At 47.5% G+C, this 13,149-nt stretch carries 8 protein-coding genes and 6 pseudogenes; 10 read left to right on the top strand and 4 right to left on the bottom strand.

What is annotated here, in order from left to right:
• The first annotated feature begins 189 nt into the window (after positions 1-189).
• The 4 genes and pseudogenes from HFV01_RS16495 to HFV01_RS16480 form a co-directional block, all read left to right on the top strand.
• Positions 190-1,065 carry an IS630 family transposase gene (locus HFV01_RS16495; protein WP_048895025.1) on the top strand — a complete coding sequence of 292 codons (876 nt, stop codon included), beginning with the start codon at positions 190-192 and terminating at the stop codon, positions 1,063-1,065.
• Between the two features lie 5 nt (positions 1,066-1,070).
• Positions 1,071-1,329: pseudogene (locus HFV01_RS16490) on the top strand (transposase); the annotation flags it as partial.
• A gap of 518 nt (positions 1,330-1,847) precedes the next feature.
• Positions 1,848-2,003 carry a hypothetical protein gene (locus HFV01_RS16485; protein ID WP_008055272.1) on the top strand — a complete coding sequence of 52 codons (156 nt, stop codon included), beginning with the start codon at positions 1,848-1,850 and terminating at the stop codon, positions 2,001-2,003.
• An 84-nt stretch (positions 2,004-2,087) separates the two neighbouring features.
• Positions 2,088-2,627, top strand: a pseudogene (locus HFV01_RS16480) (IS630 transposase-related protein); the annotation flags it as partial.
• Between the two features lie 14 nt (positions 2,628-2,641).
• Here HFV01_RS16480 and HFV01_RS16475 read toward each other — a convergent pair.
• The 3 genes and pseudogenes from HFV01_RS16475 to HFV01_RS16465 all read right to left on the bottom strand — a co-directional run.
• A pseudogene (locus HFV01_RS16475) lies at positions 2,642-3,140 on the bottom strand (IS630-like element ISAtsp1 family transposase); the annotation flags it as partial.
• A gap of 27 nt (positions 3,141-3,167) precedes the next feature.
• Entirely contained in the window at positions 3,168-4,817 is a 1,650-nt protein-coding gene (locus HFV01_RS16470; protein ID WP_006668372.1) for an IS1634-like element ISAtsp2 family transposase, read from the bottom strand.
• An 84-nt stretch (positions 4,818-4,901) separates the two neighbouring features.
• A pseudogene (locus tag HFV01_RS16465) lies at positions 4,902-5,286 on the bottom strand (IS630-like element ISAtsp1 family transposase); the annotation flags it as partial.
• A 57-nt stretch (positions 5,287-5,343) separates the two neighbouring features.
• On the opposite strand from HFV01_RS16465, the pseudogene HFV01_RS16460 reads away from it, so the two are divergent.
• The 3 genes and pseudogenes from HFV01_RS16460 to HFV01_RS32130 form a co-directional block, all read left to right on the top strand.
• Positions 5,344-5,691, top strand: a pseudogene (locus HFV01_RS16460) (IS630 family transposase); the annotation flags it as partial.
• 495 nt (positions 5,692-6,186) lie between these two features.
• Positions 6,187-7,677, top strand: a complete 1,491-nt coding sequence (gene ltrA, locus HFV01_RS16455) for a group II intron reverse transcriptase/maturase (RefSeq protein ID WP_006626264.1) — start codon at positions 6,187-6,189, stop codon at positions 7,675-7,677.
• A 314-nt stretch (positions 7,678-7,991) separates the two neighbouring features.
• Positions 7,992-8,096, top strand: a pseudogene (locus tag HFV01_RS32130) (IS607 family transposase); the annotation flags it as partial.
• An 828-nt stretch (positions 8,097-8,924) separates the two neighbouring features.
• On the opposite strand, the gene HFV01_RS16445 reads toward HFV01_RS32130, so the two are convergent.
• On the bottom strand, positions 8,925-9,104 hold the full coding sequence (locus HFV01_RS16445; protein WP_008050473.1) for a hypothetical protein: 180 nt from the start codon (positions 9,102-9,104) through the stop codon (positions 8,925-8,927).
• Between the two features lie 1,140 nt (positions 9,105-10,244).
• Between HFV01_RS16445 and HFV01_RS16440 the strand changes: the two genes are divergently transcribed.
• From HFV01_RS16440 to HFV01_RS16430, 3 genes are all read left to right on the top strand, one after another.
• The gene (locus tag HFV01_RS16440) at positions 10,245-10,469 is read left to right on the top strand and encodes a hypothetical protein (protein ID WP_035759715.1); all 225 of its coding nucleotides are present in this window, start codon (positions 10,245-10,247) and stop codon (positions 10,467-10,469) included.
• Positions 10,470-11,100: 631 nt separating this feature from the next.
• Entirely contained in the window at positions 11,101-11,400 is a 300-nt protein-coding gene (locus HFV01_RS16435) for a zinc ribbon domain-containing protein (RefSeq protein WP_215905440.1), read from the top strand.
• 96 nt (positions 11,401-11,496) lie between these two features.
• On the top strand, positions 11,497-13,149 hold the full coding sequence (locus tag HFV01_RS16430; protein ID WP_006626262.1) for an ABC transporter ATP-binding protein: 1,653 nt from the start codon (positions 11,497-11,499) through the stop codon (positions 13,147-13,149).

Genomic DNA, 13,149 nt, shown 5'->3' with positions numbered 1-13,149 from the left:
CCGCCCAGATGATAAACATGGCCCATAGACAACAGCCTGGGACAAAAATTCAGCTATTGACCAGGTGCGTCAGTTGTTGATGCTCCGGTTGGGATCCCTATTTACGGGGTCTGACGCACCCTACTATAGCACCAGACAGGAAAGTTAGGACGTATAATGGAGAGGACGAGATGACTAAGAAGACCAAAAATGCCAGCCCCCTATAGTTACGACCTCAGACAAAAAGTTATTGATGCCATTGAACTAGACGGTATGCCCAAAACAGAAGCCAGTCAAGTTTTCCATGTCAGCCGGAACACCATTAATCTCTGGCTGCAAAGAAAAGCACAGACCGGAGACTTCCTCCCTAAACCTAATCACCCACCTGGCAATAACCACAAAATTACCGACTGGCATAAATTCAAGGCTTTTGCCCAAGAGCATGGCGATCAAACCTCCGCTCCAATGGCTGAACTTTGGGATGACGACATCTCTCCTCGCACCATATCCAGAGCCTTGAAGAAAATTGGCTTCACCAGAAAAAAAACTTACGGCTACCAAGAACGTTGGAAGCAACAGCGAGAGGAGTTTATTGCTCAGATTGAACAGATGGAGCCACAAGAAGTGGTCTACCTCGATGAAGCCGGCATGAATAGTCAGGACTCGGATTACCCTTATGGTTACTGCGAGGAAGGAAAACGCTTCCATGCCCTCAAATCAGGGAAGAGGCAGGGCAGGGTGAGCTATATAGCCGCATGGTGTCATCAACAACTCTTAGCCCCCTTTAGCTTTGAGGGTTGTTGTAATCGGACAGTGTTTGAGTTGTGGTTGGAGTTCATCTTAATTCCAACACTGAAGCCAGGTCAGACTCTAGTGCTAGACAATGCAACGTTTCATAAAGGGGGACGGATTCCTGAGCTAGTGGAGGCGGCTCAATGCCGTTTGCTCTATCTACCACCTTATTCGCCAGACCTCAACAAGATAGAGAAATGTTGGTCGTGGTTGAAAGCCCGCATTCGCCATTGTATTGAGCAGTTTGATTCTCTCGATGATGCCATGGATTCCGTTCTCAAAGCTGCGTCCTAACCACCTTGACTAATGCTATAATTCCAACATTGAAGCCAGGTCAGACTCTAGTATTGGACAATGCAACGTTTCATAAAGGGGGGCGGATTGCTGAACTGGTGGAGGCAGCTCAATGCCGTTTACTCTATCTTCCGCCTTATTCGCCAGACCTCAACAAGATAGAGAAATGTTGGTCGTGGTTGAAAGCCCGCATTCGCCACTGCACGTGAGCAGTTTGATTCTCTCCATGATGCCATGGATTCTGTTCTCAAGGCTGCGTCCTAACCGTATTGACTAGTGCTATACTAGATGATTCCGAAAATACCAGGCTGTGTGTGGTAGAGTTTTCAGTAGTGCAAAAAACACATTATGAGATATGCCACACCGAGGGAAGCGTCACAAGTCCTTCAGGTCTCAGAAAAAACACGGCCCGTTACTGGGACAGGGACGGAAAAATACTCACAATTAGAACTCCCCCTGGTCATCGACGATAGGACATTGATTACGTCATTAATCCAGGCGGCCACACAAGAATTAGAATCCTCTACGCCAGAGTCAGTTCGTATAAGCAAAAGTCAGACCTCTTTCGACAAGCCGACTACTTGCAATCGGAGTTTGCAGACGCAAAACTCGTCAAAGAAATCGGATGGGGACTCAACTAGAAACGAAAAGGGCTTTTATCCATTTTGGGACAAGTCCTGTCAGGAGATGTCAGAGAAATTGTGGTCTCGCACAAAGACCGACTCGTCAGGTAAGGTCAGGACCTTATCGAGTGGCTCTGTCAACCAAAAGATGGCCAACTCGTGGTTCTCAACCGAAGTGACTTATCTCCAGAACCAGAAATGGTTGAGGATGTGCGACGTGAAGTCGTGCGGTTAGTGGAACCCATTCCACAAGAACAGAGGAGCCGTCTCCTCCAGGAAATCCTTTCTTCCTGTTCCCATGTAAAAGAGTCCTAGACTCCGCCGATGTCAAAAGTATAGCACCAGACAGGAAAGTTAGGACGTATAATGGAGAGGAAGAGATTACTAAGAAGACCAAAAATGCCAGCCCCCTATAGTTACGACCTCAGACAAAAAGTTATTGATGCAATTGAACTAGACGGTATGCCCAAAACAGAAGCCAGTCCAGTTTTCCATGTCAGTCGGAACACCATTAATCTCTGGCTGCAAAGAAAAGCACAGACAGGAGACTTCCTCCCTAAACCTAATCACCCACCTGGCAATAACCACAAAATTACCGACTGGCAAAAATTCAAGGCTTTTGCCCAAGAGCATGGCGACAAAACAGCAGCTCAAATGGCTGAACTTTGGGATGACGACATCTCTCCTCGCACCATATCCAGAGCCTTGAAGAAAATTGGCTTCACCAGAAAAAAAACTTACGGCTACCAAGAACGTGATGAGCAACAGCGAGAGGAGTTTATTGCTCAGATTGAACAGATGGAGCCACAAGAAGTGGTCTACCTCAATGAAGCCGGCATGAATAGTCAGGACTCGGATTACCCTTATGGTTACTGCGAGGAAGGACAACGCTTCCATGCCCTCAAATCCGGGAAGAGGCAGGGCAGGGTGAGCTCTATCATTAGTCAAGGTGGTTAGGACGCAGCTTTGAGAACGGAATCCATGGCATCATGGAGAGAATCAAACTGCTCACGTGCAGTGGCGAATACGGGCTTTCAGCCATGACCAACATTTCTCTATCTTGTTGAGGTCTGGCGAATAAGGCGGAAGATAGAGTAAACGGCATTGAGCTGCCTCCACCAGTTCAGCAATCCGTCCCCCTTTATGAAACGTTGCATTGTCCAATACTAGAGTCTGACCTGGCTTCAATGTTGGAATTAAGATGAACTCCAACCACAACTCAAACACTGTCCGATTACAACAACCCTCAAAGCTAAAGGGAGCTAAGAGTTGTTGATGACACCATGCGGCTATCATACTTACCCTGCCCTGCCTCTTCCCTGATTTGAGTGCATGGAAGCGTTTTCCTTCCTCGCAGTAACCATAAGGGTAATCCGAGTCCTGACTATTCATGCCGGCTTCATCGAGGTAGACCACTTCTTCCGGCTCCATCTGTTCAATCTGAGCCATAAACCCTACATTCCGCAGGTTGATAGGTAATTAACCGGATGCGTAGTAATAGCGCTCAACGGGTGGACCGAAGAGGTGAATAATCAATCGCCGTTCATCATTGAGATTGCTAATCTGCCTTTGCCCATCGAGATTAACCCAGTGGATTCCTTGAAACTTCTGCATAATCCAGCGAAAGGTCGGTTTAGCGGTGGGTTGTTGGCGTTGGTCGCGCACCGTTTGCTTCTGAGCATCTAGCGCCTGTCGCAGTTGGCGTTCGGCGAGGGTATACACCATAAGGGTTAGGGCCATGATGAGAGCTAAGGCCTCGACCCGCTGCGGCTTTTTGACAAAGACGCTACTGGCAAAGAAGAGGGGGTCTTGGAGGAAGCGAAAGCCTCTCTCGACGGTCTGTTGCCCTTTATATTCGCTCAAGCAGGTCTGAGCCGGCCAGAGGGATTGCTCCAGTTGATTGGTGGCTAGAATAAAGCGACTACGCTGACGGCTAAAGCGGTCTTCCGCCGTGGCGGTCTGCTGTAACGTGGCCTGGAGCCGATAGCCCTGAACTGGGGTGGGTTCGGCGGATTTGGCGGGACGACCGGGGGGTCGCTTGGCCCGCACCGTCTCCAGGGAGACCTGAGTGAGCTGATGCACCTCGAGTCCATCTTGAAACTGCATCAAGGCCTCGAGGGCATCGGGTTTGCAAGCAAAGACCCGCTGGGTCAGCTTTTTCAATTGGCGGTTGAGGCGGTGTTCGAGCTTCTCTAATTCGGGTTGCCAGAGGTCGGCATTGGCTTTGCGGGTTTGGCTTTCGACGAGGCGCCAGCGCTGGCGCACTCCGGCATAGGTCTGCTCAATCTCCCACATCCGGTAATCCTTGGAGTTGCAGGGGACTTCAGTCAGTCGGGTGACATCGCTGTGCACCAGCTCTTGAGCCGCTTTTAGGGTCAGCGGCACCCGTGATAGCCACCCCGTGGTCTCCATCTGCTGCAGATTGGCTGCTGTGTAAAAGGCGGCATCCATCACAACGATACCGTCGCTAGTCCATTGGTCACCAAACGCCTTGAGCACCTCTGCAAACTGCTGAGTGTCCTGTTCATTGCCACTGGCCAACTGCAACCATAGCGGCACGCCACCGTCGGCGGCACAGACTAGAGTCATCAAAAACTGTTTCAAATCTGGACGATGGTCTCGGGAATAGCCTCGACACAGCCGAATTGGGCTGGGTTCTGCTGATGTCTCACCGGGGGGAGCTGACTCAAGTCCTACCTCGGATTTCCCCTTCGAGCACCGCTGATACTTCCCTTCTACTGAGATCGAGGTGGCATCGAGATGACGCTGTTGAATATCAATTCCAAATCGTTCCACAGCCTGGAGCGCCACCTGGAGAAAAAATGATGTCGTCCCTTCTGCGTAGAGTTCATCCAACACTCGACCTAAGCGGTCGTCATTCAAGTGACGAGCCTCTACCCCTTCCCCGAGCAGATGAGACACCGCTTTACTCTCAAAAAACTCGCTGAATAAATACAACGGTGCACTGAGAAAGCCTAGGGCGTTCAAAATCATGGCTTTAACCACTTGTCCGGCACTCACATGCTCCAAGCTATGAGGTTCAATCCGCTTATCCGTCAACTCGACCAGGCCAAGTTCGTCAATCACTCCAGCCACTAAACCCAGATGGTCTAAATTTTTAATCTGCATCGCCAGAGCCTACCGCTCGAAGGAACCCTTTCTAGCCTAGACTAGCACCATATCTTTTATTCCCTGTCAACCTGCGGAATGTAGGATAAACTCCTCTCGCTGTTGCTCATCACGTTCTTGGTAGCCGTAAGTTTTTTTTTCTGGTGAAGCCAATTTTCTTCAAGGCTCTGGATATGGTGCGAGGAGAGATGTCGTCATCCCAAAGTTCAGCCATTTGAGCTGCTGTTTTGTCGCCATGCTCTTGGGCAAAAGCCTTGAATTTTTGCCAGTCGGTAATTTTGTGGTTATTGCCAGGTCGGTGATGAGGTTTAGGGAGGAAGTCTCCGGTCTGTGCTTTTCTTTGCAGCCAGAGATTAATGGTGTTCCGGCTGACATGGAAAACTTGACTGGCTTCTGTTTTGGGCATACCGTCTAGTTCAATGGCATCAATAACTTTTTGTCTGAGGTCGTAACTATAGGGGGCTGGCATTTTGGGTCTTCTTAGTCATCTCGTCCTCTCCATTATACGTCCTAAGTGTTCTGTCTTGTGCTATATATAGCCGCATGGTGTCATCAACAACTCTTAGCCCCCTTTAGCTTTGAGGGTTGTTGTAATCAGACAGTGTTTGAGTTGTGGTTGGAGTTCATCTTAATTCCAACACTGAAGCCAGGTCAGACTCTAGTGCTAGACAATGCAACGTTTCATAAAGGGGGGCGGATTGCTGAACTGGTGGAGGCAGCTCAATGCCGTTTACTCTATCTTCCGCCTTATTCGCCAGACCTCAACAAGATAGAGAAATGTTGGTCGTGGTTGAAAGCCCGCATTCGCCATTGTATTGAGCAGTTTGATTCTCTCCATGATGCCATGGATTCCGTTCTCAACACTGCGTCCTAACCACCTTGACTAATGCTATAAGTAATGAAATTGGCATAATGCAAGGCACAGAAGCCTAATATACTTCCAGCCTAAAAGAGGTATAAGAGGCAAGGGAAAGTCCCAGAAGGGTTAACGAAAGTGAATCTCCCCAAGCTCCGTTATCCATTTAAATGTGAAATAAGGCTGATACACATTAACCAAAAGGTGAGCAGAGGGGTAATCAGATGTCTTCGCTGATTACGGAAGGACAAAGCCTCTGTCGGAGCATAGGAGGAACCCAACTGGAACGAAGGTTCTACGCACGAAACACGGTAAACCCTATGAGTTCTCAAAGGTCGAATGAGTAAATCAACCGTAAGGAAGATGAATAACTCAGAGGGTATAGGAGGTTGGAAAAAGCGAATGTCCCTGTGTAATGCAGAGAATAGGGGTTCAAGATTTGCCTCACATCGAAAGATGGCAGACTTCCAACTGGTCTTAAACGATAAACATTTGTGAGGAATCCCAACCGAGATGAAAGATGGAACCAGCAATGGTATTGGAGTCAAGGAACAAGCTTTGGAATGGGCGGACATCAATTGGAAGTCCATAAAGAAGAATGTTAGGAAACTAAGACAGAGAATTTATCGAGCAACTCAGAACGGTGAGTGGAAAAAGGTCAAAAGCCTTATGAAACTCATGATACGCAGTTACTCCAACCTGCTACTGTCAGTAAGACGAGTAACCCAAGAAAACCAGGGAAAAAGCACGGCTGGGATTGATAAACAGACGGCTCTAACCCATCAGGAAAGGGTGAAACTGGTCGGGGAAATGACAAAATACACACCCGGGAAGGCTTCGCCAACTAGGAGAGTGTATATACCAAAAGCAAACGGAAAAAGGAGACCGCTCGGAATTCCCACAATTAAAGACCGAGTTCGACAAGCAGTAGTCAAGAATTCCTATGAACCGCATTTCGAGGCTAGGTTTGAAGCCAATTCCTATGGCTTTCGACCGGGGAGAAGCGCCCATGACGCTATCGATCAATGCTTCCTCCGACTTCAAGGAGGAAAGGACACATGGGTGCTAGACGCGGATATTAAAGGGGCTTTTGACAACATAAACCATGAATTCATACTCAAAGCCGTAGGTAATTTACCAGGTAGAGAGATAATCAAACAATGGCTGAAAGCAGGATATGTTGAGGCAGAGATATTCAACGCAACAGAAAGCGGAACACCCCAAGGCGGTATAATAAGCCCACTATTAGCAAACATTGCCCTAGATGGATTAGACGAACTTCTCAAAAAGTATCAGAAAATAACCATCCAAGTTAGGAAGAGTGGCAATCGCCAGGGGCAACAGGAAAGAGTGAAGTCACCGATGTACGGTTACAGTCGCTATGCAGATGACTTCATCATTACTGCTAGATGTGAGGAAGATATCAAAGCCGTGGTACCCATCATCGAAGAATGGTTGAGCAAAAGGGGACTGACTCTAAATAAAGAAAAGACCTCTATCACCCAGATAGCACAAGGGGTTAATTTCCTTGGGTTTAATCTACGTCAGTACAAAGGCAAGCTTCTCACCAAACCTCAAAAAGAAAAAAGAATGCGAGCTTTCCTTCAAAAGTTACGAGATTGGCTCAAAGCCAACAAATCACTTCCCCAGGACGTAGTAATACCAAATATCAACCAACAATTAATCGGATGGGCAAACTACTACAGAACGGGTGTCAGTAAAGCGGTGTTCTCCTATGTTGACCATATGGTTCACAAGATGTTGTGGGCATGGGCAGTCAGGAGGCATCCAACAAAAGGGAAAGAATGGGTTAAGAACAAATACTTCCGCACCAAGGTAAGGAGGCAATGGATATTCGCGGCAGAGGTAAAGGACAGGCGTGGAAATTCCCAAACCGAATCGGTGGTTAAAATCTCTCAAACGCCGATTAAACGCCACGTCAAAGTAAAGGATACCTCATCCCCAGACAATCCCGCCCTAGCCAAATACTGGGAACAGCGATAAACCTCAACAGGGAAGACCTGATGGGATAAAGACTCGAAGTATTACAAAGTGGCTGAAAACCAGAAATAGAAATGTCCAGTATGCGGTGAAAATCTGTTCAACGGAGAAGAACTACACACCCATCACTTAATCAGAGTGAAAGATGGGGGGGACGGATCAAGAATCAAACCTCGTCCACGTACATAAAGCCTGTCATTTACATATACACACAGGCTCACATTCTGATAAGCTAAAGCCTTGAGCCGGATGATGCGAAAGTGTCAAGTCCGGTTCTTAGGAGGGGATGAGATGGTGACATCAATTCCCTACCCGCCATCCTTGCCATCGTCCATGTCTTCAGTTGCCGGCTCTATGGACTCCGAAAGTACAAGTCTGCTATCAAAGAAGATTCGAGTATATCCAGAAACGGCACTAGCTAAAACTTGGTTTCAATGGATATCAGCAGCCAGATGGTGCAACCGATAAGCGATCGCCATACTTAAAACTAAGGTGCGAAACGTTTAGGAGTGAAATAGGGCTGCAATGCCTGAAATAACCTCCTAGAGGGAGATAGACTGAATCAACCCAGTCATCCCTTAACTGTTTATATGTTCCAACGCTCCAATTGCAATGAGGAGCAAGGCAGGAGACTCAAGGTCAATCCCATTTTAAGAAATCGCAATGTACCGTCCAAGTATACCTAGGAGGAGTAAAATCCACTTGGGGCGATTATGGGAAAGAGTAAAGGCGATAGCCACCCCCAGTTTTGGGAATCACAAACCCAGGATTGAAGCGGGGAACGGAAGGCGTGAAGTAGAACCTACTACCAGATGCGACCACTGCCAACCATCCATGATTAGGGAAACCGAATGTTCGGCTTGAACCATCGTTATAAATAAGCAGCGAAATAGGTTTGATACGCTGCGCCCAAAAGGGTAAGGGGAAAAGTAGGAGTTTGTATTTACTACCTACACAGACCTTTTTAAGTACCCCGGTGGATAGAACAAATCTAAAGATGGAATGCCCATATAAACGGAACGTTTAAACCCCTGTTAGGCTCTCAGTAGTGTTGTGTCTATTGAGTAGTGAAAAGTGTAAGCGTATGGTGCGAGACGTTCGGGTATGAAATAGGGCTGAAATGCCCGAAATAACTACCCGGTGAGGATTCCAGCTCCGAATCTGGATATAAGGATACCTCTCCTGACCATCCTCATAACTGGTTATATGTCCCGACGCTTAGGGAACTAAGCAAGGCAGGGAACTCAAGGTCATAAACGAACTGAGAAATCAGGGAGTAGAGAGTAACGGCGATAGCCACCCCCAGTTTTGGAAATCATAACTCCAGGATTGAAGCGGGGAACGGAAGGCGTGAGGTAGAACCTACTACCAAGACGCGACCACTGCCAACCATCTATGATTAGGAAGACCGAATGTCCGACTTGAACCATCGTAATACACTAGCAGCGAAATAGGTTGACACGCTGCGCTCAAAAGGGCAAGGGGAAAAGTAGGGGGTTCGTGCGACTACCTATACAGACCTTTAAAAGTACCCCGGCGGAGAGGACAAATCTAACGATGGAATGCCCATATAATCGGAACGTTGTAACCCCTCTAATGCTCTGCCTATAAACCAGTGAGTAATGCTATTCACAAGGCAGTAGTGAAAAATGTAAGCGCATGCTTAGAGGGTGAAGGATGTGACCAGAAGCTAAAGCCCAATTGTCATGGTTGGGATATGCCCACAGGTCACGGTGGGGATATAGATACTGCGGTCAGTAAGAGTATAATGGCGAGGACGAGTTTAAAGACTACGTGGTGCATATAGCTCTGAACATCGAAGTAGAAAGCAGGTCTCTTGATTCTGCTCCTTTGACAAATAGGGTATCCACACCAGGAGCCGTGTGATGGGAAACTATCAAGCACGGTTCTGAATGGGAGAGGGTGAAGGTGACTTCACTCTCGACCCCTAACCTTAGAGGGTGAAGGATGTGACCAGAAGCTAAAGCCCAATTGTCATGGTTGGGATATGCCCACAGGTCACGGTGGGGATATAGATACTGCGGTCAGTAAGAGTATAATGGCGAGGACGAGTTTAAAGACTACGTGGTGCATATAGCTCTGAACATCGAAGTAGAAAGCAGGTCTCTTGATTCTGCTCCTTTGACAAATAGGGTATCCACACCAGGAGCCGTGTGATGGGAAACTATCAAGCACGGTTCTGAATGGGAGAGGGTGAAGGTGACTTCACTCTCGACCCCTAACCCTATAAGGGGAAAGGATGTGACTGAAAGCCAATGCCCAATGGTAATGGTTGGGATATGCCCACTAGTCACGGTGTGGATATAGAGACTGCGATAAGTAAGAGTGCTTATGACTTGAGCGAGTTTAAAGACTACGTGTTGTATATAGCTCCCAAAGTTGAAGTCACAAAGCAGGGGTTGTAGCCTGTTCCTATTGACAATAGGGTGTTCACATCAGGAGCCGTGTGCTGAGAAACTCGCATGCACGGTTTTGAATTGGAGTTGGGGAAGGTGACTTCCCTTTCGACCATAACAGGATTGGCAAAGAGGAGCTGCGGACAAACGGTCATGGATACGAGTCCATATGGGGTAGCGCCAATTACCCCATATAACCCACGCCAATTGGCGGTATTCCAAGCTGATGAGGCGCACAAAGCGGCAATAAAATCAGGGGGAGATGCTGTAGGGGCGGGTTCCGCAGTCAGCCATAATTCCCACAAGTCAGCTTTAAAAACCCGCCCCCGGTCTGTGCGCGAAGAAAGTTGTAGGGGCGGGTTCCGCAGTCAGCCATAATTCCCACAAGTCAGCTTTAAAAACCCGCCCCCGATTTCCAAAAGATAATTGGAAAAAGGGGACATTTTATCCGACACAGACCCAGGGATTAAGGTTCAAGGCAAGTGAGCCAATTATCGACAAGATGCACTCGCGACACCTTGGTACTAGATAGAGGGCGCTGGTTTATCTGTTACGTCATAGATGCGCCTATGCGCCAACCACTTTACACGCACGCAGAGCATCGCCCTTGACCCAGGGGTAAGGACATTTATAACTGGGTTTTACGGGCAAGAAATTTGGGAAATTGGCAAGTCGGACCTATGACGTATTTATCGACTGGCTACCCACCTCGATAGGTTAATGTCTCGAATCGGTCTATCCAAGGGACGCCAATTGAAGTGGCTACGGCACTGTCTGCGAAAAGCTGCACAAAAGATTCGGGTGAAAATTCGTGACCTGGTTTCGGAGCTGCACAAGAAAGCAGCTAACTATCTATGCAGCAAGTACAAAGTCATATTTTTGCCTACATTTGAGGTCAAAAATATGGTCAAACGAGGCAAGCGACGGCTGTCAACTAAGACAGCACGGAAAATGGTTACATGGTCTCATTACCGTTTTAAGCAAACATTGAAGCATCAAGCGGCTAAATATGGCTGTGTGTAGGGGCGGGTTCTGCGATCAGCCCCCACTAAGAAGAATCAGCTTTGTAAACCCGCCCCCGGATGTGACGGAAGAGTACACCAGTAAAACCTGCTCCAAGTGTGGCCACATTCACACAAAGCTAAGAGGCAACAAACAATTTGTTTGTCCCGACTGCAGTCACGCTATTGGGCGTGATGTCAATGGCGCTTTCAACATTTTGCCCTTGGCTTTGAGAGATACCTCCGCCAATGGCGCGATAACTTCATTCCAGATTGTGCCATACTCAGAAACTTCCAGCAATTGCTAGATTTTTCCGGGTTAAATGTATCTGTTTCAAGATAGTTGATATGATAAAACTTGTCCTACGGTGGCAGCTTCTGACTAACTTCGGAACTTTAATTTAATGTTTAACATCGAAAACCTGCGAGTAGCTTATCCCAGTCAGAATAAATCACCCTCTTGGGTCGTAGATGATGTTTCCCTAACCCTCAAACCGGGGGAACGTCTGGGACTTGTCGGTGAGTCTGGCTGTGGTAAGTCTACTTTGGGACGCGCTGCTATGCGTCTACTTCCAGAGTCTAGTCTTATTCAAGGTCGAGTCACATTTGGCGGAAAATCGGTTTTTGACCTTAACGAGAAGGAATTGCGACAGTTTCGGGGGGAGGCGATCGCCTTAGTGTTTCAAGACCCCATGACCCGCCTTGATCCACTGATGACTATTGGGGAACATTGCATTGAAACCCTAAAAGCTCATGAGCCACAATTGTCCAGGTCTCAGGCGAAAGAAAGGGCGATCGCTACTTTAGCAGCCGTCCAAATTCAACCGGAACGCTGGTCTCAATACCCTCACGAGTTTAGTGGTGGAATGCGTCAACGGGTGGCGATCGCATTAGCCCTATTGTTAAACCCAAAGTTAATTGTAGCTGATGAACCTACCACCAGTTTAGATGTGACAGTATCAGCGCAAATTTTGCAGGAACTCACCCGGCTATGTCGTGAACGCGGAACTGCTATCCTATTAATTTCCCATGATTTAGCCATGGTGGGAGAGTATTGCGATCGCATTGCGGTTATGTATCAAGGTAAAATTGTCGAACTCGGAGATAGCCGCACCGTTCTACAATACCCCCAACATCAATATACGCGATCGCTCCTAGAATCTGCTCTCCACGTTCATGGAACTTCCCAACAGCCACCAGAACCCAATACTCCCCAAGAACAGACACAGACTAACCCACCACCACCACTTCTCCAAATTGAAAATCTCCAACAGCATTATAGTTTAGAATCCGGCATAATTCAGCAAATATTCACCAAACAAAAGCAATTAATCAAAGCCGTTGATGGCGTGAGTTTCGAGTTATCTCCTGGTGAAATTTTCGGGTTGGTAGGAGAGTCTGGCTGCGGTAAAAGTACCCTTTCCCGCACCATTTTACAGTTAGTTCGCGCCACCGCTGGTACAGTGAAATTTGAGGGTCAAGATTTAACGGCTATGTCAGTGCGACAAGTGCGCTCACAGCGTCGCGATATCCAAATGATATTTCAAGATCCTAACGCTTGTTTAAATCCCATGATGACCATTGGTCGAGCTATTGCTGACCCCCTATTAATTCATAAAATGGCAAAACTACCCCAGGCGAAACGTTGGGTATTAGAAATGCTCGATCGCGTGGGTTTGACTCCGGTAGAGGACTATTATAACCGCTATCCCAAACAACTCTCAGGAGGACAACAGCAACGGGTAGCCATTGCTCGTGCTTTAATTACTCGCCCTAAATTGGTAATCTGTGATGAGCCTGTTAGTATGCTTGATGCTAGTGTTCAGGCTCAAGTATTACAGTTAATGTTAGACCTCAAGCGAGACTTTAATCTTACCTATTTATTTATTACCCACGATTTATGGGTGGCTAGATTTTTGTGCGATCGCATTGCGGTTATGAACGCTGGTAAAATTGTGGAAATAGGAAACACTGAGCAGATTTTTAAACATCCTCAGCATCCCTACACCCAAACCCTTCTCAGCGCCGCCCCTTTGCTCACCAAAATGGTAATTTAG

It is taken from the genome of Limnospira fusiformis SAG 85.79, from assembly GCF_012516315.1.
GTDB lineage: Bacteria > Cyanobacteriota > Cyanobacteriia > Cyanobacteriales > Microcoleaceae > Limnospira > Limnospira fusiformis.
This window is presented reverse-complemented; position numbering and strand designations above follow the sequence as displayed.